Raw genomic sequence first — 21,991 nt, forward strand, 5'->3', positions numbered from 1 at the left:
GGCGATGCATCACGCCGCGATCGGGGGACGCAACAGGGTCTCGATCAGGTGCGAGCGGTAGACGCTGGGCAGCGGCGCCGGCTGCGCCTGCGCGCTGGCCGGCAACGGGCCCCACGCCGCGGCCGACAACAGGGCCGGGCTGTGCCCGTGGCAATAGCCGCTGTGCATCAGGGCATGCAGCAGGCCGGCGCCATCCTGGTCGCCGCCTGCATCGGCTTCGTCGGCACCGTCGTGGCCATGCGCGGCGGTGTCGTCCAGATGTGCCTGGGCATGCGCCAGCGCATGCACGTCGCCCAGCGCACAGGCGATGGGGGCGACCAGCACGCCCATCATCAGCACCGCCAGCGCCATCAGGCGCAGCAACGGGTGCAACAGGCGGGCGCGGCGGAGCAACATGCCCGCAGCGTATAGAGGCCGGGGGGGTTACACAATCGCAGTGCGGGTGTCTTGTCGCTTTAGGCGTAGAAACACCGATGCCGGTGTCGGGGTGCGCCTGACGGGTGGACGTCGGTTGGGGATCGGTACGGCTTCGCGGCCAGGGCCGCTCCTACGTGGAGCGGGGCACTGGTGCCGTCTTTCCTGCGCAGGCCGCCGCGTGGCTGCGGGCCTGGGCGATCACGGCGCGGTGGTCGGTGCCGGCTTCTGGTCGGCCGGGCGGGCCTTGCTCTGCGCGATGAAGGCGCGCACCTGCTGTTCCAGCACCGGCAAGGTCACCGAGCCCTGGCGCAGCACCACGTCGTGGAACGCCTTGATGTCGAAGCGCTCGCCCAGCGCCTGCTCGGCTTCGGCGCGCAGCTTGACGATGGCAATCTCGCCGAGCTTGTAGCTCAGCGCCTGCGCCGGCCAGGAGATGTAGCGGTCCACCTCGGTGGTGACTTCGTGCTCGCTCAGCGCGGTGCGGTCGCGCAGGTAAGCCAGCGCCTGGTCGCGGCTCCAGCCGTCGTGATGCACACCGGTGTCGATCACCAGACGGCAGGCGCGCCACATCGCATAGGTGAGCCGGCCGAACTCTTCGTACGGTGTCTCGTAGATGCCCATCTCCTGGCCGAGTTTTTCGGTGTACAGCGCCCAGCCTTCGCCATAGGCGGAAATGTAGTTTTCGCGGCGAAAGGCCGGCTGCTCGCCCTGTTCCAGCGCCAGTGAGCCTTGCAGCGAGTGGCCGGGCGAAGACTCGTGCAGGGTGAGCGCGGGCAGGTTGTACAACGGCCGCGACGGCAGGTTGTAGGTGTTCACCCAATAGGTGGTGGCGCCGCCGCGCCCGGCGGTCCAGAACGGGGCGATATCGTCCGGCACCGGCTTGATGGTGAAGCGCCCGCGCGGCAGCGTGCCGATGAACTTGCCCACCTGCCCGTCCACGCGCTTGGAAATCCACGCGGCGCGGTCCAGCAGCTCCTGCGGAGTCTTGGCATAGAACTGCGGATCGGTGCGCAGGAAGGTCAGAAACTGCGCAAAGCTGCCTTTGAAACCAACCTGTTGGATGATTGCGTTCATCTGGGTTTGGATGCGCGCCACCTCGTCCAGGCCAATCTGGTGGATCTGGTCCGGGGTGAGATCCAGCGTGGTGTATTCGCGGATCTGCTGGCGATAGAACGCCTTGCCGTCGGGCATGGCTTCGGCGGCCAGGGTGGTGCGCGCCTTGGGCACGTAGTCGTTGCGGAAGAAGGTCAGCAACCTGGCGTACGCCGGGATCACCGCGCCGCTCACGGCCGCCTTGGCCTGCGCGCGCAGCTGCGCCTGCTCGGCGGCGGGGATCTGCGCGGGCAGCTGCTTGAACGGTGCGTAGAAGGTGGACTCGGTGGGCTCGCTCACCTGCGCCACGGTGGCGATGGAGCCATCGCGCCCGTCCAGCACCGCGCGCGGCACGCTGAAGCCGCGGGCCAGGCCGGCGCGCATGTTGGCGACCTGCTGGTCGAAATAGCGCGGCACGTCATTGAGGCGGGCGATGTAGGCGCGGTATTCGGCGGCGGTCTTCATCGGCCGCTGCGCCATGAAGCCCAGGTTGGACCAGAACGAGCTGTCCGAATTGAACGGCATCTCGTAGGCGCGCAGGCGCACTTCGGCGGCGAGGTTTTCCACCTGCGGGCGGTAGATGGCGTAGTTGACCTGGTTGGCCGGCGAGAGCGTGGCCGGGTCGATGCCGTCGAGCTGCTTGAGCACGCCGTCCCAGACCGCCAGGCGCGCCTGCTGCGCGGCCGGGCCAACGTCGGGCAGGCGGGTGTTGTCGCCGGTGGTGTCGGTGTCTTCGTCGGCCTGGCCGGTCTCGGCCTGCCGCCATGCCCATTCTTTCTCGTAGATGGCGCGGAAGCGCGCATCGGCTGGCGCTTCGGCGCGCAGCGTGGCCGGCGCGTTGGCCGCTCCCGGTGGCGCGGCATCGGCGCTGAAGGACAGGCCCAGCAGGGCGAACGAAAGTGCGGCGGCAAGGGGAGATGTCACGTGCGGGCAACCTGCGGTCGAAACGAACCTCCGATCATCGCAGGCACCGGCCCGGCTGCCATGGGCCGGAAGTCCCAACGCGTGCGTCAGGCTTGCGGCTGGGCTTGCTTCCATCGGCGCCGCCGCGTGTGCGGCCACGCCAGATCAGTCCTTGTGCACCACCACCAGGTGGCGCTCGCCCTCCAGGCCGGGCACCTGCAACGGATGCACCTCGCCCACGCGCCAGCCGGCGGGCAATGCCGCGATTTCCTCGTGCGGATAGACGCCCTTCATCGCCAGCAGGCTGCCGCCCGGGCGCAGCAGATGCCCGCCGACGGCGATGATGCCGGCCAGCGTGTCCAGCGCGCGGGCGGTGAGGTGGTCATAGGCGGCCGGTTCGTCCACGGCTTCGGCACGCGCCTCGGCCACGCGGGCATTGCCCAGCGCCAGGTGCCGCAGCGCCTCGCGCATGAAACGCGCCTTCTTGCCGTTGCTTTCCACCAGTGTGACCTGCAGCTGCGGGCGGGTGATCGCCAGCGGGATGCCGGGCAGCCCGGGGCCGGTGCCCAGATCGGCCAACGTGCCGCTGACGATGTAGGGCTGCATGGCCAGCGAATCGAGCAGATGGCGGGTGACCATCTCGCGCGGGTCGCGCACGGCGGTGAGGTTGTAGGTCTTGTTCCAGCGCACTAGCAGCGTCAGGTAACGCAGCAGCGGCGCGGCAAAGTCCGCATCCAGGGATTGGGCCTGCAGGCCGTTGGCCAGTGCGGCGGAGACATCGGGGGGAAGCGCAGCATCGTTCATGGCGCGATTATCGCAGCTGGTGTGCCGCGGCGGGATTGGGGATTGGGGATTGGGGATTGGGGATTGGGGATTGGGGATTGGGGATTGGGAAGTGGGAAGTGGGAAGTGGGAATTGGGAAGTGGGAAGCCGAAAGCGTCTGTAGCAGCACACGAGCACGGTGCACACCGACGCCAGCCAGCCGGTGTCGGGCGCGACACAGCGGCGCATCCCCGGCGCGGCCTGACGTGTTCGGTGGGGGACGCGCATCCGGCCGCCCGGCATCAGCGTGATCCCGGTCACGCGACTTCCACCAGTGCCCTCCCGCGGACACGCGTCGGTCAAACAGCCGCGCTACACCTGCAGGCAGCCGCCGCTTACTGAAGGACATCCCATGTCTGCCTCCGATCCCACCCGCCGCCGCCTGCTGCAAGGTTTGGGTGCCGGCCTGCTGTTGCCGGCCACAGCCGGCTGGTCCACACGCACGTTGGCCGCGCCGTCCGGGCGGCCGCTGATCACCGATGGCGTGCAAAGCGGCGATGTGCAGGGGGGCCGCGCGATGCTGTGGAGCCGCTGCGATCGCCCGGCGCGGTTGCGGGTGGAATGGGATACGCGACCGAGCCTGCGCCATGCACGGCGGATCGACGGCCAGCTGGCGCTGCCCACCCAGGATTTCACCGCACGCGTGGACCTGGCCGCGCTGCCGCCGGGGCAGGACATCTTCTACCGGGTGCGCTTCGAAGATGCGCACAGCGGCGTGTTGAGCGCACCGGTGCATGGGCATCTGCGCAGCGCGCCGCAGACACGCCGCGATGTGCGATTTGTGTGGAGCGGCGACACCGTGGGCCAGGGCTTTGGCATCAATCCGGACATCGGCGGCATGCGCATCTATTCGGCGATGCGCGCACGCAACCCGGACTTCTTCCTGCACAGCGGCGACACCATCTATGCCGATGGCCCGGTCCCGGCCGAACTCACGGTGGAAGACGGCAAGCGCTGGCGCAATCTCACCACCGCGGCCAAGAGCAAGGTGGCCGAGACCCTGGACGAATTTCGCGGCAATTACCGCTACAACCTGCTCGACGACCATCTGCGCCGCTTCAACGCCGAGGTGGCGCAGGTGTGGCAATGGGACGACCACGAAACCACCAACAACTGGTCGCCCGACAAGCAGCTGGATGCGCGTTACCAGGTGCGCGATATCGAGGTGCTGGCGGCGCGCGCACGCAAGGCCTTCCTGGAATACGCGCCGATGCGCGGCGTGCGGGCCGACGGCGATGGGCGCATCTACCGCAAGATCAGCTATGGCCCGCTGCTGGATGTGTTCGTGCTGGACATGCGCAGTTATCGCGGTGCCAACAGCGACAACCTGCAACCGACACCGGGCGCAGATGCCGCGTTTCTCGGCGCGCAACAACTGGCCTGGCTGCAGCGCGAACTGGCCGGCTCGCGCGCGCAGTGGAAGGTGATTGCCGCCGACATGCCGATCGGGCTGCAGGTCCCCGACGGCCAGGATGCGGATGGACGTGCGCGCTGGGAAGCCATTGCCAATGGCGACCCGGGCGTGCCGCGTGGCCGCGAGCAGGAAATCGCCGCATTGCTGCGTTTCATCAGCACCGCGCGCATCCGCAATACGCTTTGGCTCACTGCCGACGTGCACTACTGCGCGGCGCATTACTACCATCCGGATCAGGCCGCGTTTCAGCAGTTCGAACCGTTCTGGGAATTTGTCGCCGGCCCACTCAATGCCGGAAGTTTCGGGCCGAATGCACTGGATGCCACCTTCGGCCCCACGGTGGTGTTCCAGAAGGCGCCACCGGCACCGAACACCTCACCGTTGGCAGGGTTCCAATTCTTCGGCGAGGTGGAGATCGACGGCCACAGCGGCGTGCTCACGGTGACCTTGCGCGACCTCGATGGTGTGGCGCAGTTTCGCCAGCCGATCCTGCCGCACGGTGCATTGCCGCCTCACACCGCCAACGGGTAACAGGCCAGCGCCGCGCAGCAGTCGGGCGCGGCCAGCCATTCGTGCAGCTGCCAGCGCGTAGCCTCGCCCAGCGCCGGGTCGCACCAGTGCAGCCGCAGCGCACCGGAGGCAACCGGTGCAAACGCCAACCGGTGCAGGCCGAACGATAGCCCGTGGCCATGGGCCTTGAGCAGCGCTTCCTTGGCGCACCACAGGCGAAAGAACAGCGGCTGTTGCACCTCGGCGGGCAGCGCCGTCAGCCAGGCGATTTCGTTCGGGTGGAAGAACCGCTGCGCGATGTCCAGCAAGCGGGGGCGTTCGCGGATGCGTTCCAGATCCACACCCAGCCGCACGCCGTGGCCCAGCCCTACCAGCAGATGATCGCCGCTGTGGCTCCAGCCGGTGTCCCACTCGGGCAAGGCCGGCTGCAAGGTCGGCCGCCCACGCGCGTCACGCTGCAGCGGCACCTGCGCCGGGTCCAGTCCCAGCGCCTTGCCCAGCAATTCGCGCGCCTGCGGCTCGCCGCGTTCGCCATGCCGATGCGCACGCCGCCAGACCTGGGTGGTGCCGAATTGCCAGTGGTCCGGCTCCGCGGCTGGCTGCATGCCGGACGCCATCACGTGGCCTGCACCAACCCGAACCGCAGGCCGCGCTGTTCAGCGCGCTGCACAGGCGTTTCACGGCCGGCTGCGTTGAATGGCGCCCACGCACCAGCTCCGGTGCGAACGAACGAGGAGAGTGGCGGCATGGGCATCATCATCTGGTTGATCGTCGGCGGGATCGTGGGTTGGCTGGCCAGCATCATCATGCGGCGTGATGCGCAGCAGGGCATCATCCTCAACGTGGTGGTGGGCATCGTGGGTGCAATGATCGCCGGGTTCCTGTCTGGCAACAGCATCAACCAAGCCATCACACTCATGACATTCGTGTGGTCGTTGATCGGTGCGGTCATACTGCTGGCCATCGTCAATCTGTTTACCCGCGGCCGCGCGCGCTGAGTCCAGCGCAGGGCTGTGAACACAACGCCCGGGCAAGCCCGGGCGTTGTTGTTTCAGCCGGCCAGGGGCTCACTGCGGCGCAACGCGATCGGCCGGGTGATGGATGCCGTCTTCCACCGGCACGGTGATGTTCAACGCGTATGGGTTGACGCCCTCCAGGCAGCCGACGTTGTAGCCGTATTCGTTGGGATTGGAGCGCCGGCGGTGATGCGTGTAGATGCCGCACACCCCGCAGAAATAATGCGCCGCCGCATGCGTGTTGAACTGGTACAGCCGCAACACGTCCTCGCCTTGACGCACGTGCAGGCCTTGCAGCGGCACCGACGCCACGATGGCCCCACGCCGGCGACACATCGAGCAATCGCAGCGGCGCGGATCCACCAGGCCGTGCGGCAGGTCCAGATCGATCTGCACCGCCCCGCAGTGGCAATTCAACCGATGCACGGCGCCCAGCGTGACATCGCCCACCTTGTGCGTGCTGCGCCGCAAATGCCGCTCGCTCATGCGCCTGCCTCGGCCAGCCGCACCCACGCCGGCGCATGGTCGCTGGGGCGCTCCCAGGTGCGTGGTTCGCGGTCGATGCCCGCCTCCACCGCGCGGGCGCGCAGCGCATCCGACACCAACGTCAGGTCGATGCGCAGCCCCAGGTTGCGGCGGTAGGCGGCCTGGCGGTAATCCCACCAGCTGAAGTGCCCGGCATCGTCGTGGTGCAGGCGAAAGGCATCGTGCAGGCCCAGCGCCAGCAGCTTGTGCAGGGCGCCGCGCTCGGCGGTGGAAGTGAGGATGTGGTTGTCGCTCCACACCTCCGGCTCGTACACGTCGCGCGCGTCCGGGGCGATGTTGAAGTCGCCCAGCACCACCAGCTGCGGGTGGCGCTGCAGCTCCTGCGCGATCCAGTCGTGCACCGCCTCCAGCCAGCGCAGCTTGTAGGCGTACTTGTCGGTGCCCACGTCCTGGCCGTTGACCACATACAGATTGATGATGCGCACGCCATCGACGGTGGCGGCAATCACGCGCTGCTGCACGTCATCGAACCCGGGGATGCCCATCTGCACGTCCAGCGCCGGCGAGCGCGACAGGATCGCCACGCCGTTGTAGGTCTTCTGCCCGCAGAACACGCTGCGGTAGCCCAGCGCGGCCAGTGCCGCATCCGGGAACTTGTGGTCTTCCAGCTTGGTTTCCTGGATGCCCACCACGTCCGGCGCAAAATCCGCCAGCCACTGTTGCAGGTGCGGCAGGCGCACGTTGAGCGAGTTGACGTTCCAGGAGGCAATCTTCATGGCGCGGACCGTGGTTCAAACCACCAATGGTACCGCGCCCTCGTCCATGGCCCGATCCGCCTCAGGGCTGTGGCGCGATGCGCACGCCCAGCTGGTTGGCCACCGGGCGCTCGCGGCCCGGGATGCCGGTGTGGATGGGGCGATTGAGTGCGCGCACGTCACCGTCCACGCGTGCGGCCAGGGTGCTGGAGCCGCCCCCATCGAGATTGATCGCTGCATGCGCGCCAAGTTGCTCGAACACGGCGGTGAGCGCGTCCAGTGTCATGCCGGCGCTGTAGCCGGGCTGGCGCCCGTCGGCCACCACCATCCACAGGGTGTGGCCGCTGCGGTCCAGGCCCACGGCGCTACGCGGTTCGGGGCCATCGTAATAGGCGGCGCGGCTGGCTTCGCGCGGTTGGCGCTTGCCATCGAGCAACAGCAGCGGGCCGGCACCCACGCCCAGCCGCGACCCGGCCGGGCAGCTGCCGCGCATGATGCGCACCGCCTCACGTTGGCTGATGCACAGCGCCGCGTTGACGCGGGGGTCGCTGGTGGTTGCCGCCGAATCGGTGCGGCCGGCGTCGATGGCCAAGCCTTCGGCGGTGACGCCCTGGCCGGCGGCCGGTACGAACGGCTTGTCCAGCAGATGGCCGCCATCGAAGGGCAGGAAGTAGTCGGCGTTGATGGCCAATGCCAGCGCGCCGTCGCGCACGAACGCGGTGGTGGGCGTGGCGCGGAATTCGCCGCCGTCGCTGCGGTCGCCAGGGGTGCCGACCAGCTGCAGGCCCGGCGTGGTGAGGTCGATCTGAGCGATGTGCAGCATCACCGGCTGTGCCCCGCCGATGGCCTGCCGCCAATAACGCACCCCCGGTGCCAGCGTGAGCGGTGCGGTGGGTGCGGGCACCGGCGCCACCAGCGGCTCGATGGTGACGCGCGCACGCGCCTGGGCCTGATCCAGCACCGCCAACACGTTGTCCAGCTGCGCCGGCGGCACGCGCAAGAGCAAGCGCTGGGTGGGCGCCAGCTGCAGCACCTGCAACAGCCCGGCGCAGCGCGCGCCCGTGCACGGCGTGGCATCCATCCCCACCCGCGCCGGGCCGCGCGCCTCATCGCGCACCTGCAATGCCAGGCGGTTGCCTTCGGCCGCTTTGCAGCGGCTCACCGCCGCCAGCACATCCTGCGGCCACTGGCCCCAGCAGTCGCCGCTGACCACGGTTTCGATCGGCACGAATGGCACGCTGGCGCCGGGTGCGCTGTTCTCGGCATCGGCGGCACCGGCGGCAGCGCCGATCGGGGCCAGCAGTGCGCACAGCAACGCGGCGGCACGCATCGGGTCAAAACGCATAGTCCACTCCAAGGTAATAGGCACGGCCGTTTTCGAGCTGCTCGCGCATGAGTTGTTGCTCTGCACCGATCACGCGGGTGAGCCGCGCATTGCTGAGGTTGCGGCCCTGCAGGATGAGCCGCAGCTGCGCGCTCAGGCGCCAGGCCAGCTGCGCGTCGTAGCTGGTGATGTCGTCGTAATAGCGGTCGTTGACGCGGTTGTCGGTGGCTGCGGAAATCAGCTGCGCGCCGGTGTAGTTGGCGCTGATGCGCGCACTGAACGGGCCCACGTCGTACAGCAGCGACGCGTTGGCGCTGCGCTTGGGCGATTCCATCAGCCCGGGCAAGCCGCGCTGGCTGCCATCGGCCATCTGTATCTCGGCCGTGCGCGGGTCGAGCACGGTGAGGTTGAGCATCGCGCCCAGGTTGGACCAACCGCCGGGCAGAAAATCGAAGCGGCTGTCGATGGCGGTGAATTCGATGCCCTGCACCTGCGCGGTGCCGGCATTGATCGCCTGGGTGGTGGTCACCTGGTAGGTGCCGCTCAACCCGCCGGGATCGCGCTGGGTGTCGGTACTGGTGGTGCGCACGATCTCGTCGTCGATGCGCTTGTGGAACAGCGCCACCGACAGTTGCGAGTCGCGGTCCGGGTACCACTCCAGCGACAGATCCAGGTTGTCCGAGCGGCGCGGGCGCAACTGCGGGTTGGCGATGCTGCGGTTGATGGTGAAGCCGGTGACATCCACCACCGGGCTGCTGTTCTGGCCGATGTCGCCATAGGTGGGCAAGCCAATCGTGCGGCTGCCGGCCATACGCAGCTTGAGTGCCTGGGTGATGTCCCAGGCGAAGTTCGCCGATGGCAGCAAGAAGCGGCGGTCGCTGTCGGCCGATTGCTGGACGTAGTTGCTGGTGCTGGTCAACGGCTGCGGCACCGCGCTGAGCACGGTGCGCTGCAGGTATTCGTTGCGCAGGCCCAGCGTGGCCTGAGTGCGTGCGCCATGCCAGACACCCATCGCGTAGGCGGCGCCATTGCGCTCATCGATGCGGAAATCACTGATCGCGCTATTGCGCGCGTTGGTGTTGGCCAGCACGTAGGCGCCGGGTGCAGCAGCGGCGAACGCGGCCACCTTGCCGGGGTCGACCAGCAGCAGGCAGTTGAAATCGGCGTACGGGCAGATGTGCGCGTCATCGGTGCCAACAGTGGCCAGCGTCACGCGCCCGGATGGATTGCGGCGCACTTCGTCCAGGTTGTAGCGCTGTTGCAGATCGCGGTACTGCAGGCCGGTGCGCAGCCCCCAGCCTTGCGCGTCGGCATCGGCGTTCTGGCTGTAATCCAGCTTGACGGTGGTGGTGTCGGTGCTGCTCTTCTCAGTGCGGGTCAGGAAATACGACTGCGTGTAGTTGGCCGGGTTGGCGTAGTACGCCGGGTCGGCCAGCGTGATGGTGGGCCGCGTGTCGCTGCCCAGCGCATAGCCAAAGCCCAGCCGCGCGGACGCGGCCGCCGCAAAGACGTCTTCGCGGGTGTCCTGCACATAGCGCCCGGTGGCGCGGTTGAGCACCAGATCCACATGGCCTTCGGGATTGAGCCGGAAGCTGCCGCCAAGCTGGGCGTAACGCAGCGTGCGGGTCTGGTCGAAACGGTTGGCATCCACCTGCGCGCTGCCCTGCGCGAACCGGCCGCTGTCGGCATCGGTCACCGCCGCATTGCCGACGCGGTTGATCCACTGCGAACGGCGCTGCTCGTCGTTGCTGTGCTCGAACACGCCGGCGCTGAGCGCAAGTTTCAGGCTATCGCCATCGTCGTATTCCAGCTTGCCGAACGCGCTGCGGCGCTGGCGCACGTTGTCGTAGCTGAGCGGGCGAAACCGGTCTGGCGCGATCGCCAGGCCGTCGGTGTCCAGCGCCGGGGTGAGGTCCTGGCGGCGGCCGTTGGCGTAGTAGCTGTAACTGTCGATGGCAGTGTTCAACGACGACGAATCGCGGCGGAAGTAGTCCGCCGACAACACCACGCCGAAGTGATTGTCCGGCCCGAAGGTCTGGCTGAAACTGCCCTGCACCTGCCCGGACGGCGTGCTGCCCTGCAGCTGCCGGCGGTTTTCCCAATCGGCCACGTTGGCCCGCACGGTGGCGAAGCGGCCGTCGTGATCGAAGGCGCTGCGCGTGCGCAACGCGGCGATGCCGCCAATGGCATTGCTGTCCATGTCGGCGTTGAAGGTCTTGTAGATGTCCACCTGCTGCGCGAGCGAGGCGGGAATGACGTCCAGCGATTGCACGCGCCGGCTGGTTTCGGTGGACGGCAGCGCCACGCCATCGATCAGCACCGTGTTGTAGTCCGGGTTGAAGCCACGCAGGCTCATGAACTGCGCTTCGCCGCGGCCGTTGTTGACCACCATCGAGACGCCAGGCACGCGCTGCAGCGCCTCGCCCAGGCCAAAGTCCGGGATCGAGCCGATGTCATCGGCCGCCACGCCGTCGGAGACCACCGCCGCCTCGCGCTTGGCGCCAATTGCCTGGCGGATGGACAGGTGCTGGCCGGAGACCTGCACGGCATCCAGTTGCACCGGCGCGGTCTCGCCCCCGGCCGCGGCCACCACGGGTTCGGCGGCCTGCGCGCTCAGGCTGGCCGCGACACCCAGCGCCAGCAGACTGCGACAAGGGCAAAAAAAGGTGCTGAAACGTGACATGGCGCAACCAATGAGGGCAGAAGCTGCCAATTTAATAACTTACTGTGAATTAATTATTTCAGCCGCAGCGGCTATGCTTGCGCGTTGCTCCCCCGCCCTGCTCGCCCATGCTGTCCTCGACCGCCTTCGCCGCGCCCGCGCACCGCCAGCCCTTCGAGGGGCTGAGCCTCAATGAGCGCGACATGCTCAACCGCCTGCGCCTGGCCGGCGTGCTGACCCGCGCCGACCTCAGCCGTGGCACGGGGCTGACCGTGCAGACCGCGGTGCGGTTGATCGAAAGCCTGCAGGCGCGCGGCATGGTGCGCATGGGCGAGGGGCTGGCGCGGCCCGGCCGCGGCAAGCCGGGCATCGCCGTGTCGTTGCGCCCCGGCCACGGGCACACGCTCGGGGTTTCGATTGCCACCGACGCGCTGACCCTGGCGCTGATGGACTTCGCCGGGCAGGTGCTCGGCGTGCAGGAGCTGCCGCTCACCGATCCCAGCGCCGCCAGCGTGCTGGCGCAGCTGCAGGCCGGCGATGCTGCGCTGCTGGCCAGCCTGCCGCATGCGCCCGGCCCGCGCCTGGGCATCGGCGTGGCGATGACCGGGTTCTTCACCGGCCAGGACGGGCGTATCAATCCGCCCGACCCGTTGCGTGCGCTGGGCGAGTTCGCCCTCTGCCCGTGGCTGGCCGAGGCCTGCGCGCAGCCGGTGTGGATGGACAACGACGGCAGCGTGGCCGCCGCCGGCGAGGCGATGCTCGGAGTAGGCCGGCGTCATCGCGACTTCGCCTATCTGTATCTGAGCTACGGCCTGGGCGGCGGCCTGGTGATCGATGGCCGGGTGCTACGCGGCGCACGCGGCAACGCCGGTGAATTCGCCGGCATGCTGCCCGCGCAGCGGCTGGAACGCGCCACCCTGGAATTGCTGCGCGAGCTACTGGCCGAAGACGGCGTGGAGCTGCCGGATATCCGCGCACTGCTGGCCGCCTACGACCCGCGCTGGCCGGCAATCGAACGCTGGCTGGCGCGCAGTGCCCCGGGTGTGTCGCTGATCGTCTCGGCCATCACCGCGGTGTGCGACCCGGAGGCCATCGTGTTCGGCGGCCGCCTGCCTGCAGATCTGGCGCGCCGCCTGATTGCCGCGGTCCGCATCGACAACCAGCCACGCCGCGGGCAAGCACGCCCGATGCCACTGCTGCTGCCGGCCGAAGCACCCGCCGATGCCTGTGCGATTGGTGCTGCGACATTGCCGTTGCAGGCGCGCTATTTCGGTTGAGCAATTGCACCGCGGTTAGGTGCGTCATCGGCTGCACGACGACAGCAGGCATCGAAGATCTCCCACGCCAGCGTGCGTGCCTGCGCGCCCTGCTGTTCGCTCAAACCGTCGAGCAGTTCCTCCTCGCCTTGCAACGCTGTGGAAGCATCGTGGGATGACCCCGCAGGTTGGCGCGCGGCCAGGCGCCAGGCTGCGGCATACACCGAGTCAGGCGCACGTAGCAGTGGTGATGCCACCACCTGCGCCAGGCTCTCGATGGCATCGGGCTGCCCCTGCAGCGCCAGCAACTCCAGCGCGCTGACGATCGAGGCCATCTCCCGTTCGTCATTGGGCGCCAGCCGTGCCTGCTGGCCGGCGGGTGTCGTGGCGGCAGTGGCTTGCATCATCTGCGCGGCACGTTGCGCCAACAGATAGCGCTGCGCGGCCAGATCGCCACGCGCCGCCGCCGTACGCAGCAGCGCGTCGACCTGCTCCGGCGGCATCGCCGTGCACAGCACCTGCGCAGGCTGCGCGGTTGCGCCACGGGCGATCTGCGCCCTGCGTTGCTGCAGCCGCTCGGTGCAGGCAAGCGCCTGCATCGCAGTGTCGAACAGGTCGCCTGATGTTGCGTGTCGAACGGGCGCACGAGCGGCGACCTTCACCGCCGCTGGTACGGCCACGACGGCTGCAGCACGGCCCGCGGAGTTCGCCGCACCGTGCATGCACCACGCCACCACCAGCGCGGCGACTGCCAACACGGCCGCCAACACCCAGCGTGATCTGCCGACGGCAGCGCGCGCACCGGGGACGGACATCTCCATCGGTTCCTGCCTTTAGCGCAGCGCCGCTTCCAAGGCGGCATGATCGAACTGCAACGGGTTGGCCTGCCGCAGTCGCTCCAGCGCGGCCGTCGCCGCCTGCTCACGCAACTGCACCTCGATCTGCCCGCGTGCGGTCTCCAGCGTGGCGGGGATGCGCGCGTCCACACGGATCAGGTGATAGCCCTCTGGCCCACGCACCGGTGCCGATACGTCGCCCACGCCCAGCGCCTGGACCGGGGCAGCGAAGACATCGGCCACGTTGCGCAGGAAGATCGACGACAGCTCGCCGCCCTCTGCGGCCGTGCTGCCATCGTCGGATTCGCGCTTGGCCACTTCCTCGAACGGCGTGCCGCTGTCCAGCTGACGCTTGAGCTGCTGTGCACGGGCCAATGCCTGCGCATCGCTCAGCGGCGTCCCACGGCGGGCATCGCCTTGCGGCTGCAGCGCCACGAACACATGGCTCAAGCGGACTTCGTCATAGTCGTGCGGGTGCGCGTTGAATTGCGCCTGCACTTGCGCTGCATCGATGTGGGCCGTGGTGCGTGCGCGCCGCTGCATCGCGTCGGCAAGGATGGCGTCAGTGGCCTGGCGGAGCTGCACAGCGACCACCGGGTCGTCTTGCAGGTGCACCTGACGTGCCTGATCCAGCAGCAGCCGCCTGTCGGCAAACGCGCGGACAAATGCCGGGTCAGCCGCACCGGCCGGGTTGGCGCCCCGCGGCAGATCAGCCAGCGCAAGCGCGCGGTATTCCGGTGCAGTAAACGCCTGCTTGCCGATCTGTAACACCGTGGTGACGCTGTGGGATACGCCGGAATCGGCGGTGGCGGCCTGCGCCGACGGCACGCCAGCAATCAGACCCAGCGCAAGCGCGCCGGACAAACAAAGGGACTGCAACATGCAAGAGATCTCCGTGATGACAGGCCCCGACGACGGGCAATGCCGGCGTCGGGGCCACTGGCCCGCATGGGCCGGGAAAGGCACCAGTTAGTCGTGCTTGTGGGCTGCCTGCAGATACCGGATCGCGGCCTTCGGATCATCGGTGGTGATCAGGCCGAAGGCCTGGCTGTGGACGATGTAGTCCAGATTGCCGCGGTTGTCTGCGGTATCGCGGCCACCGGAATAGGAGAAATACAGATCCGACAACGCGTAGCAGCAGGCGCCGCTGTTCTGATAGAACTTGCCCGCAGACGGGCCATCCGGAATCGCCTGGAACACGCCCACGCGATAACCACGCTCGCGAATGAAATCGGCATCGCTCTGCAGCAGGCCGCCGAGTTGCTTGACGTTGATCTCCATCGTCTGGTGACCGTTGTTCATCCATGCCGAGATCGTCTGGCGCACATTGATCTTGCCCAGCATGTTGGTGGTGAACACCGGTATGCCGACCATGCCGCTGCCATCTGCACGGTAGGCATCGCGACTGGTGTACAGCGTTGCATTGACCTTGGCGGCCACATAGCTGCCCGATGCCACGCCGAACTGGCTCTCGGCGGCCTTGCGCACTGCGCGTACCGTGGCCGCGTCCTTGATGTCGAACACCATCGGCGTACGCAGGTTGTGCTGCTTGTAATAGGCAAACAGCTCATCCACACGCGGTACGTGATAGCCGGTGGTGGTACGACGATCAGGCGTCAGCAGGAACAACTGGCTGACCTGCGACCACGGCGTGACCAGAATCGACGGGTTGACGCCCTGGTTGGTGATCGGGTCGTACTTCACTCCGGGATGTTGCTGCCACACGGTGGTGGTGCGGCCCAGGTTGTAGTCGTGCAGCAATACCGGCACGCCATCGCTGGTGAGCTTGACGTCAAGTTCCACGCCATCCATGCACTGGTCGTTGGCGATCTGCAGCGAGCCGCGCGAGTTTTCCGGCATGTCGGCGATGCCGGCGTATTTGCCCCATAAGCCACGGTGCGCCAGCACAACGGTATTGGAGGAGTTGAACAGGATGCGTTGCATCTTGATGTCGGAGCTGTCGTTACAGGCGGCCATCGCCAGCTGCGGCAGTGCAGCCAGCAGTGCCAGGGCGCCGAATAGACGGCAGGCGCGGGCCAGCGGATGTGGAGCGAGGAGGGTAGGCATGGTCTCTGTGTCCCGGTTCGTAGGTGCAGGAAGGGCAAGGGATGGACGAGAGCCGACGGGTCGACGCAATCGGCGAACTCGCTTGCAGCGCACTCGCCAGCCGGTGGATACCGGGGAGAGGCCAAGCCGGGCGTGATCAGCGTTCGGCTTGCGGGCCAATTTAGTCACTCTCGATGACTTAATTTCTTCGCTGGTGTTGCCGTTTTCTGCGGCCACGCAGCGGTGGCGCGAAAAACGAAGTAGATGACGGCGTCACCCGAATCGGCGCGAGATGAGGCGACGCCTGACCGCATGCAGATGCGTGCACATCGGGCATGGCGCGCCGACGTCGACGGTCAGGGGTGTGGTGGTCAGGCGCGGGACCTTCGGCATTCGATCCGTGCATCGCGTGCGCGCTGCGCAGACGGTCGGCTTCTGGAGAAGGGTTCGGCTGCGCCTTTGCACAGCGCAGCCGCCGGTGGACGCGCAGGCGCATGAACCCATCGACGAGAGGTATCGCAGCACGCCGGTGCGTCGCTCGTCTCATCGCCCCCAAACGCAAGACGCCGGCACAAGGCCGGCGTCTGCGTGACAGCACTCAGTGATGCGCTGGATCAGTGACCGGAGGCACCGGAAGCACCCAGGCCGGTTTCGGCACGGATCTGCTGCGCCTTGAACGCGGAACGTTCGTTGGCCGCCTGCGGGCTGCGATCCAGGATCGAGAACAGCCAGATGCCGACAAAGCCAATCGTCATCGAGAACAGCGCCGGCGAGGTGTACGGGAACGGCGCCGAACCGGCCGCGTTACCCAGCGTGTCCACCCACACCGACGGCGACAGCACGGTGAGCACCAGCGAGGAGATCAGGCCCAGGAAGCCGCCGACCACCGCACCACGCGTGGTGCAGTTCTTCCACAGCAAGGACAGGATCAGCACCGGGAAGTTGGCCGAGGCGGCGATGGCGAAGGCCAGCGACACCATGAAGGCCACGTTCTGCTTCTCGAACACGATGCCCAGCAGCACGGCGATCACGCCCAGCACCAGGGTGGTGGCACGCGAGACCTTCAGCTCCGAACCCGGCGCGGGGTTGCCCTTCTTGATCACCGTGGCGTACAGGTCATGCGACACCGCCGAGGCGCCGGACAGGGTCAAACCTGCGACCACCGCCAGGATGGTGGCGAAGGCCACCGCCGAGATGAAGCCCATGAACACGTTGCCGCCCACCGCATTGCCGACCAGCACTGCCGCCATGTTGGCCGCGCCCTTGCCGCCGTGGATGGTGCCGGTGGTGACATCGGCGAACTGCGGGTTGGTCAGCACCAGGGCGATCGCACCGAAGCCGATGATGAAGATCAGGATGTAGAAGTAGCCGATCCAAGTGGTGGCCCACAGCACCGACTTGCGTGCCTGCTTGGCGTCGGGAACGGTGAAGAAGCGCATCAGGATGTGCGGCAGGCCGGCGGTACCGAACATCAGCGCCATGCCGAAGGAGATCGCCGAGATCGGGTCTTTCACGAAACCGCCCGGCCCCATGATCGACAGGCCCGCCTTGGCTGCATCCTCAGGCGATGCACCGCCATTGGCCGCGATCGCGGTCTTCACCCGCACGCCCTCGGCAAACAGCGCCTCGAAGCTGAAGTTGAAGTGCCACATGATCGCCACGGCCATGAAGGTCACGCCGGTCAGCAGCAACACCGCCTTGATGATCTGCACCCAGGTGGTGGCGGTCATGCCGCCGAACAGCACGTAGACCATCATCAGCACGCCGACCAGGGTCACCGCCACCCAGTAGTCCAGGCCGAACAGCAACTTGATCAACGCACCGGCGCCGACCATCTGTGCGATCAGATAGAACAGCACCACTACCAGCGTGCCCGATGCGGCAAAACTGCGGATGGCGGTCGGCGCGAAGCGGTAGCCGGCCACGTCGGCGAAGGTGTACTTGCCGAGGTTGCGCAGCCGTTCGGCCATCAGGAAGGTCAGGATGGGCCAACCGACCAGAAAGCCGATCGCGTAGATCAGGCCGTCGTAGCCGTTGGCCATCACCGCGGCGGTGATGCCCAGGAACGAGGCGGCCGACATGAAGTCGCCGGCGATCGCCAGGCCGTTCTGAAAGCCGGTGATGCCACCGCCGGCGGTGTAGAAGTCAGCCGCCGACTTGGTCTTGGCGGCCGCCCATTTGGTGATCCACAAGGTGCCCAGCACGAAGAAGCCGAACATGCCGATCGCCACCCAGTTGGTGGGTTGCTTGTCGACCTGGCCCATGTCGCCGCCGGCGGCCAGCGCGAGGCCGGCCGGCAGCAGGCCGGCCAAAATCAGAAGAAGGCGCGAAGTCTTGCTCATTTGCGGGCTTCCTCCAGGATCTGCGCGGTCAGCTGGTCGTAGGTGTTGTTGGCACGACGCACGTAGATGGCGGTGATGATGATGGTGAACACCATCACCCCGATCGCGATCGGGATGCCGACGGAGGTCACGCCGTCGCCGATGGGCTTGGCCAGGAACGCCTTGTCGAAGGCGATCAACCCGATGTAGCCGTAGTAGGCCAGCAACATCAGCGCGGTGAGGGTCCAGCCCAGCGTGTTGCGCTGGCGCTTGAGGGCGTGGTACTTCGGATTGGCATCGATCTTGGCGATCAGTGCGTCATTCGAGACGGTCATGGTCAGTCTCCAGTGCTGCAGGGGCGGTACGGCCCCCACCACCGCGTGGCAGGGGCAACCGATGGGTGAAACTTAGAAGCTGTACTTGGTGGTGAACTGCAGGCGCGAGATGTCGCCGCTATCGCCGTTTTCGGCTTCGCGGCGGCCGTACATCAGCTCTGCGCCCACATCCACCTTGGGCAGTGGCGAATAGAAGACGTTGGCGCGGATGCTCTGCTGCGACTTGCTCGCCAGCGCGCCGGTGTTGGCAATGTCGTGGTCGTAGTTCACGCGCGAATACATGATCGTGCTGCGCAGCTTGGCGTTGTAGTCGTGGCGCCAGGCCACCCAGCCTGCAAGCGTGCTGACGGTCTGGATCTTGCCGTCGATGTCGATCTCCACGTCCGAGCCGTTACCCAGGCCCAGATACCGCCCCAAACCTTCGCCGTAGCTGAGCTGGTAGCGCAGATCGTTGTTGGCATTGATGATCCAGCGGCCACCGCCGGCGATGGCGCCGCCGAAATCGGTGTCGTTGGTCAGCGCGCTGCGCGTGCGGTACTGGCGGGCAATCGCCGACAGGCCAAAGGTGCCCCAGGTGCCCTTCCAATTGTAGCGCGCGGTCAGGTCCGGCATGGCGCCGTGGTCCGAGGCCAGGATGGTGTTGCCGCCCTGGTAAGGCGTGGTCAGGGTCTCGGGGTTTTCTGCCGACACGCTGAAGGCGCCGCGGGTGTAGCGGATCTGGGTCTGGCGGCTGAACAGCGCGCCGTCGGTCGGCCCGACGATATCGGCGGCTTCGGGCAGGATCGTGGCATCGACGAAGTTGGACCAGGTCTGACCGGCCAGCCAGTTGTTCCAGCTCATGTAGGCATGCCGCAAGGTGCCGCCGTACAGATTGTTGACCTGGTTGGCCAGCGCGTTGCCGAAGAAATCCAGCTCGATGAAGCCGGTGAGCTTGTCGCCGTTCTCGGTGACGGTGTCCACGCCCAGGTTGAAGCGCGAGAACTTGGCATGGAAGTCGGTGTCCGTGCTCGAGGCCTGTCCCCCGACAGGCGTCTGCGTCGGGATATACAGGTACCGCCCCACCGCGCCTTCGGGCAATGCGCCGTCGGAGGTGCGAGTGGTCATGAAGTCGGCCTTGATGAAGCCACCGTAGCGGAACGTGGTGCCCGCCGCCGCATTGGGCGTGATGCTGGTCAGCTGGATCGGGCGCTTGCCCGCCGGCAGTGCCGGGGCTGCAGGTGCCTGTGCCTGCGCGGCACGCACCTCGCCGACCTGGGTCTGCGTCTGGGTGATCTGGCCCTGCTGTTGCTGCTGGGCGGAGACCAGCATCTGGACCTGGCGTTCCAGATCGGCAATGCGTGCTTCCAGCGCCTTTTCCTTGGAGGTCTGCGCGAACGCGACACCCGGCAGGATGGTGGCCACGAACAAAGCGGCAGCCAGCGGTTTGCGCACCAACGGTGCTTTACGGTGTTTCATGGAACCCCCTCCCCGGTGAAGGCATCGCGCATGGACGGCGACGCTAGGCGGAGCGTGCGGCAGGCCACGCTTTGCCGCCTATTCGCCTTTGGTCGTAGCTGCAATGCAGCATTTCGCAAGGCGACCGACGGTCGCAGCGGCAGTTACGACCATGGTCTAAGACTCCGTTGACCGCCGGGACAGAATGGATGCGGCACACTGATTGTCTACGGGGCGCGCGCAAGCGGCCCTCTTCCGACAAGTTGATCGCAAGTGAGGGTGCCATGGCTGATGTTTATCCCGTCGATCCCGCGTTCGCCGCCGGTGCGCGCATCACGCGGGAACAGTACGCAACGCTGTACCGCGAATCGATCGAACACCCCGAGCAGTTCTGGGGCAAGGCCGCGCAGCGGCTGGACTGGTTCAAGCAACCCACCCAGATCAAGGACGTCAGCTTCGCGCTGGACGACTTCCACGTGCGCTGGTTCGGCGACGGCGAGCTCAATGCCAGCGTCAACTGCCTGGACCGCCAGCTCGCCACGCGCGGTGACAAGACCGCGCTGCTGTTCGAACCCGACAGCCCGGATTCGCCGTCCTACCCGGTCACCTACCGCGAGCTCTATGAGCGCGTGTGCAAGCTGGGCAACGCGCTGCGCAACCTGGGCGTCAAGAAGGGCGACCGGGTCACCATCTATCTGCCGATGATCGTCGATGCGGCCGTGGCGATGCTCGCCTGCGCGCGCATCGGTGCGGTGCACTCGGTGGTGTTTGGCGGCTTTGCGGCCAACTCCATCGCCGACCGCGTGATCGACTGCCAGAGCAAGCTGATCATCACCGCCGACGAAGGCCTGCGTGGCGGCAAGAAGATCCCGCTCAAGGCCAACGTCGATGCCGCGTTGAAGATCCCCGGCACCAACACGGTCGAAACCGTGCTGGTGGTGCGCCACACCGGCGGCGCGGTGGACATGCAGGCCCCGCGCGACCGCTGGTTCCATGACGTGGTCGACGGCCAGCCGGCCGAGTGCGAACCCGAGCGCATGAACGCGGAAGACCCGTTGTTCATCCTCTACACCTCCGGGTCCACCGGCAAGCCCAAGGGCGTGCTGCACACCACCGCCGGCTACCTGCTGTTTGCCAGCTATACGCATGAAGTGGTGTTCGACCTGCGCGAGGACGACATCTATTGGTGCACCGCCGACGTGGGCTGGGTCACCGGCCACAGCTACATCGTCTACGGACCGCTGGCCAACGGCGCCACCGCGGTGATGTTCGAAGGCGTGCCGAATTACCCGAACGTGTCGCGTTTCTGGGAAGTGATCGACAAGCATCAGGTCACCATCTTCTACACCGCGCCCACCGCCATCCGCGCGTTGATGCGCGAAGGCGAAGCACCGGTCAAGAAGACCTCGCGCAGCAGCCTGCGCCTGCTCGGCAGCGTTGGCGAGCCAATCAATCCTGAAGCCTGGCGCTGGTACTACGAAGTGGTCGGCGACAGCCGCTGCCCGATCGTGGACACCTGGTGGCAGACCGAAACCGGCGGCATCCTGATCTCGCCGCTGGCCGGCGCGGTGGACCTCAAGCCCGGCTCGGCTACCCTGCCGTTCTTCGGCGTGCAGCCGGCCCTGGTCGATGCCGAAGGCAAGATCCTGGAAGGCGCCACCGAGGGCAACCTGGTGCTGCTGGATTCGTGGCCGGGCCAGATGCGCACCGTCTATGGCGACCACCAGCGCTTCATCGACACCTACTTCCGCACCTACCCGGGCAGCTACTTCACCGGTGACGGCTGCCGCCGCGACACCGATGGCTACTACTGGATCACCGGCCGCGTGGACGACGTGATCAACGTCTCCGGCCACCGCATCGGCACCGCCGAGGTGGAAAGCGCGCTGGTCTCGCACCCGAAGGTGGCCGAAGCGGCCGTGGTCGGTTTCCCGCACGACGTCAAGGGCCAGGGCATTTATGCCTACGTGACCCTGATCGCCGGCGAGACGCCCAGCGAAGAGCTGCACAAGGAATTGGTGAGCTGGGTGCGCAAGGAGATCGGCCCGATCGCCTCGCCGGACCATCTGCAGTGGGCCCCGGGCCTGCCGAAGACCCGCTCGGGCAAGATCATGCGCCGCATCCTGCGCAAGATCGCCGAAAACGCCCCGGATCAGCTGGGCGATACCTCCACGCTGGCCGATCCATCGGTGGTGGATTCGCTGGTCAATGAGCGGCTGACGCGCTGAGGAGCTGGGAGTGGGGAATCGGGAGTGGGGAATCGTGAGAGCGGTTCCCTGGGGGCTGGGGAGTTAGGGCGCGAGGTGGGGATTGGTGAGACGCCGATCCCTGTTCGCGCACCTCCTCTTCGGCGCCCCGCTC

At 67.2% G+C, this 21,991-nt stretch carries 18 protein-coding genes; 4 read left to right on the forward strand and 14 right to left on the reverse strand.

Annotation, left to right across the window (positions count from 1 at the left end; all coding sequences use genetic code 11):
- Positions 1-9: 9 nt before the first annotated feature.
- From ACCQ01_RS00620 to rsmG, 3 genes are all read right to left on the reverse strand, one after another.
- Positions 10-396 (reverse strand): hypothetical protein, encoded by a 387-nt coding sequence (locus ACCQ01_RS00620; protein WP_228433274.1) that lies wholly within the window; start codon positions 394-396, stop codon positions 10-12.
- A gap of 219 nt (positions 397-615) precedes the next feature.
- Complete coding sequence (locus ACCQ01_RS00625; protein ID WP_228433273.1) at positions 616-2,433, reverse strand: DUF885 domain-containing protein; 1,818 nt, start codon at positions 2,431-2,433, stop codon at positions 616-618.
- Between the two features lie 144 nt (positions 2,434-2,577).
- Entirely contained in the window at positions 2,578-3,216 is a 639-nt protein-coding gene (rsmG, locus tag ACCQ01_RS00630) for a 16S rRNA (guanine(527)-N(7))-methyltransferase RsmG (RefSeq protein ID WP_040942410.1), read from the reverse strand.
- A gap of 371 nt (positions 3,217-3,587) precedes the next feature.
- Between rsmG and ACCQ01_RS00635 the strand changes: the two genes are divergently transcribed.
- Positions 3,588-5,180 carry an alkaline phosphatase D family protein gene (locus tag ACCQ01_RS00635; RefSeq protein WP_228433272.1) on the forward strand — a complete coding sequence of 531 codons (1,593 nt, stop codon included), beginning with the start codon at positions 3,588-3,590 and terminating at the stop codon, positions 5,178-5,180.
- Here the strand turns inward: ACCQ01_RS00635 and ACCQ01_RS00640 are convergent.
- Entirely contained in the window at positions 5,162-5,776 is a 615-nt protein-coding gene (locus ACCQ01_RS00640) for a 4'-phosphopantetheinyl transferase family protein (protein WP_228433271.1), read from the reverse strand. The genes ACCQ01_RS00635 and ACCQ01_RS00640 overlap by 19 nt on opposite strands.
- A gap of 129 nt (positions 5,777-5,905) precedes the next feature.
- On the opposite strand from ACCQ01_RS00640, the gene ACCQ01_RS00645 reads away from it, so the two are divergent.
- Entirely contained in the window at positions 5,906-6,157 is a 252-nt protein-coding gene (locus ACCQ01_RS00645) for a GlsB/YeaQ/YmgE family stress response membrane protein (protein ID WP_011039113.1), read from the forward strand.
- Positions 6,158-6,226: 69 nt separating this feature from the next.
- Here the strand turns inward: ACCQ01_RS00645 and ACCQ01_RS00650 are convergent, their stop codons facing one another.
- The 4 genes from ACCQ01_RS00650 to ACCQ01_RS00665 all read right to left on the reverse strand — a co-directional run bounded on the left by ACCQ01_RS00650 (position 6,227) and on the right by ACCQ01_RS00665 (position 11,423).
- Positions 6,227-6,661 carry a GFA family protein gene (locus tag ACCQ01_RS00650; protein ID WP_014506121.1) on the reverse strand — a complete coding sequence of 145 codons (435 nt, stop codon included), beginning with the start codon at positions 6,659-6,661 and terminating at the stop codon, positions 6,227-6,229.
- On the reverse strand, positions 6,658-7,437 hold the full coding sequence (xth, locus tag ACCQ01_RS00655) for an exodeoxyribonuclease III (protein ID WP_042595893.1): 780 nt from the start codon (positions 7,435-7,437) through the stop codon (positions 6,658-6,660). Before xth ends, ACCQ01_RS00650 begins: the two co-directional genes overlap by 4 nt.
- 61 nt (positions 7,438-7,498) lie before the next feature.
- Positions 7,499-8,761: a phosphodiester glycosidase family protein gene (locus tag ACCQ01_RS00660; RefSeq protein WP_228433269.1), complete on the reverse strand. Its 1,263-nt coding sequence runs from the start codon at positions 8,759-8,761 to the stop codon at positions 7,499-7,501.
- The gene (locus ACCQ01_RS00665) at positions 8,751-11,423 is read right to left on the reverse strand and encodes a TonB-dependent receptor (protein ID WP_228433267.1); all 2,673 of its coding nucleotides are present in this window, start codon (positions 11,421-11,423) and stop codon (positions 8,751-8,753) included. Before ACCQ01_RS00665 ends, ACCQ01_RS00660 begins: the two co-directional genes overlap by 11 nt.
- A gap of 107 nt (positions 11,424-11,530) precedes the next feature.
- Between ACCQ01_RS00665 and ACCQ01_RS00670 the strand changes: the two genes are divergently transcribed.
- Positions 11,531-12,679, forward strand: a complete 1,149-nt coding sequence (locus ACCQ01_RS00670; protein ID WP_228433265.1) for an ROK family transcriptional regulator — start codon at positions 11,531-11,533, stop codon at positions 12,677-12,679.
- Here the strand turns inward: ACCQ01_RS00670 and ACCQ01_RS00675 are convergent.
- The 6 genes from ACCQ01_RS00675 to ACCQ01_RS00700 all read right to left on the reverse strand — a co-directional run bounded on the left by ACCQ01_RS00675 (position 12,667) and on the right by ACCQ01_RS00700 (position 19,651).
- Positions 12,667-13,257, reverse strand: coding sequence for a hypothetical protein (locus ACCQ01_RS00675; protein ID WP_372358846.1), 591 nt, complete (start codon positions 13,255-13,257; stop codon positions 12,667-12,669). The two genes, ACCQ01_RS00670 and ACCQ01_RS00675, sit on opposite strands and share 13 nt — an antisense overlap.
- A gap of 234 nt (positions 13,258-13,491) precedes the next feature.
- Positions 13,492-14,376 (reverse strand): peptidylprolyl isomerase, encoded by an 885-nt coding sequence (locus ACCQ01_RS00680; RefSeq protein WP_070693948.1) that lies wholly within the window; start codon positions 14,374-14,376, stop codon positions 13,492-13,494.
- Between the two features lie 87 nt (positions 14,377-14,463).
- Positions 14,464-15,471 (reverse strand): glycerophosphodiester phosphodiesterase family protein, encoded by a 1,008-nt coding sequence (locus tag ACCQ01_RS00685; RefSeq protein ID WP_228433324.1) that lies wholly within the window; start codon positions 15,469-15,471, stop codon positions 14,464-14,466.
- Positions 15,472-16,154: 683 nt separating this feature from the next.
- A complete protein-coding gene (locus ACCQ01_RS00690; protein ID WP_228433261.1) occupies positions 16,155-17,882 on the reverse strand; it encodes a cation acetate symporter in 1,728 nt (575 codons plus the stop codon).
- A complete protein-coding gene (locus ACCQ01_RS00695; protein WP_011039127.1) occupies positions 17,879-18,196 on the reverse strand; it encodes a DUF485 domain-containing protein in 318 nt (105 codons plus the stop codon). The genes ACCQ01_RS00690 and ACCQ01_RS00695 overlap by 4 nt, the downstream gene beginning before the upstream one ends.
- Before the next feature lie 72 nt (positions 18,197-18,268).
- On the reverse strand, positions 18,269-19,651 hold the full coding sequence (locus ACCQ01_RS00700) for a DcaP family trimeric outer membrane transporter (protein ID WP_042595882.1): 1,383 nt from the start codon (positions 19,649-19,651) through the stop codon (positions 18,269-18,271).
- A gap of 263 nt (positions 19,652-19,914) precedes the next feature.
- Here ACCQ01_RS00700 and acs point away from each other — a divergent pair, with 263 nt between their 5' ends.
- Positions 19,915-21,858 carry an acetate--CoA ligase gene (acs, locus tag ACCQ01_RS00705; RefSeq protein WP_115541546.1) on the forward strand — a complete coding sequence of 648 codons (1,944 nt, stop codon included), beginning with the start codon at positions 19,915-19,917 and terminating at the stop codon, positions 21,856-21,858.
- Positions 21,859-21,991 lie beyond the last annotated feature (133 nt).

The sequence above is a fragment of the Xanthomonas sp. NCPPB 4037 genome (genome assembly GCF_041475695.2).
In the GTDB taxonomy this organism is placed as follows: Bacteria; Pseudomonadota; Gammaproteobacteria; order Xanthomonadales; family Xanthomonadaceae; genus Xanthomonas; species Xanthomonas campestris.

Excerpts from the sequence above, each read along its gene's own strand:
- ACCQ01_RS00620 (WP_228433274.1), bottom strand. The coding sequence starts at position 396 with ATGTTGCTCCGCCGCGCCCGCCTGTTGCACCCGTTGCTGCGCCTGATG.
- rsmG (WP_040942410.1), bottom strand. The coding sequence starts at position 3,216 with ATGAACGATGCTGCGCTTCCCCCCGATGTCTCCGCCGCACTGGCCAAC.
- ACCQ01_RS00635 (WP_228433272.1), top strand. The coding sequence starts at position 3,588 with ATGTCTGCCTCCGATCCCACCCGCCGCCGCCTGCTGCAAGGTTTGGGT.
- ACCQ01_RS00640 (WP_228433271.1), bottom strand. The coding sequence starts at position 5,776 with ATGGCGTCCGGCATGCAGCCAGCCGCGGAGCCGGACCACTGGCAATTC.
- ACCQ01_RS00645 (WP_011039113.1), top strand. The coding sequence starts at position 5,906 with ATGGGCATCATCATCTGGTTGATCGTCGGCGGGATCGTGGGTTGGCTG.
- ACCQ01_RS00650 (WP_014506121.1), bottom strand. The coding sequence starts at position 6,661 with ATGAGCGAGCGGCATTTGCGGCGCAGCACGCACAAGGTGGGCGATGTC.
- xth (WP_042595893.1), bottom strand. The coding sequence starts at position 7,437 with ATGAAGATTGCCTCCTGGAACGTCAACTCGCTCAACGTGCGCCTGCCG.
- ACCQ01_RS00660 (WP_228433269.1), bottom strand. The coding sequence starts at position 8,761 with ATGCGTTTTGACCCGATGCGTGCCGCCGCGTTGCTGTGCGCACTGCTG.
- ACCQ01_RS00665 (WP_228433267.1), bottom strand. The coding sequence starts at position 11,423 with ATGTCACGTTTCAGCACCTTTTTTTGCCCTTGTCGCAGTCTGCTGGCG.
- ACCQ01_RS00670 (WP_228433265.1), top strand. The coding sequence starts at position 11,531 with ATGCTGTCCTCGACCGCCTTCGCCGCGCCCGCGCACCGCCAGCCCTTC.
- ACCQ01_RS00675 (WP_372358846.1), bottom strand. The coding sequence starts at position 13,257 with ATGCAGGCGCTTGCCTGCACCGAGCGGCTGCAGCAACGCAGGGCGCAG.
- ACCQ01_RS00680 (WP_070693948.1), bottom strand. The coding sequence starts at position 14,376 with ATGTTGCAGTCCCTTTGTTTGTCCGGCGCGCTTGCGCTGGGTCTGATT.
- ACCQ01_RS00685 (WP_228433324.1), bottom strand. The coding sequence starts at position 15,471 with ATGGCCGCCTGTAACGACAGCTCCGACATCAAGATGCAACGCATCCTG.
- ACCQ01_RS00690 (WP_228433261.1), bottom strand. The coding sequence starts at position 17,882 with ATGAGCAAGACTTCGCGCCTTCTTCTGATTTTGGCCGGCCTGCTGCCG.
- ACCQ01_RS00695 (WP_011039127.1), bottom strand. The coding sequence starts at position 18,196 with ATGACCGTCTCGAATGACGCACTGATCGCCAAGATCGATGCCAATCCG.
- ACCQ01_RS00700 (WP_042595882.1), bottom strand. The coding sequence starts at position 19,651 with ATGAAACACCGTAAAGCACCGTTGGTGCGCAAACCGCTGGCTGCCGCT.
- acs (WP_115541546.1), top strand. The coding sequence starts at position 19,915 with ATGGCTGATGTTTATCCCGTCGATCCCGCGTTCGCCGCCGGTGCGCGC.